Source organism: Rhizobium sp. SVR5-9E (assembly GCF_056755095.1).
In genome coordinates this window covers 1-238 of the sequence record NZ_JBNDHS010000714.1, presented here as the reverse complement: position 1 = coordinate 238, position 238 = coordinate 1, and the positions used below count along the sequence as shown (strand labels likewise).

The window sequence follows — 238 nt, the reverse complement described above, 5'->3', positions numbered from 1 at the left end:
CTGATTAACAGGGCAGGCTGGGTAACCGCACCCGGCAACATGCTTACCGGTATGGCTACTTTTACAATTCCTACGCTTCCGGTCTTTTGCATTTTCCAGATACGTGGCATTCGGTAGTTCAGCCCATTAAACGCAAAAGGCGTTGAGAAAGTAGTGTTGCCTGTATCGGATCCCCATACCAGGAAGTCACCGTCCACGGCAAAGCCGTTGCTGTTACTGCTGTTCGTAGCCGCAAGAC

At 51.3% G+C, this 238-nt stretch carries 1 protein-coding gene; it reads right to left on the bottom strand.

Features of this window, described 5'->3' with window-relative positions; translation table 11 throughout:
• A partial coding sequence (locus ACPYOJ_RS36680; protein ID WP_481420586.1) for a DUF8202 domain-containing protein occupies positions 1-238 on the bottom strand: 238 nt, incomplete at both ends.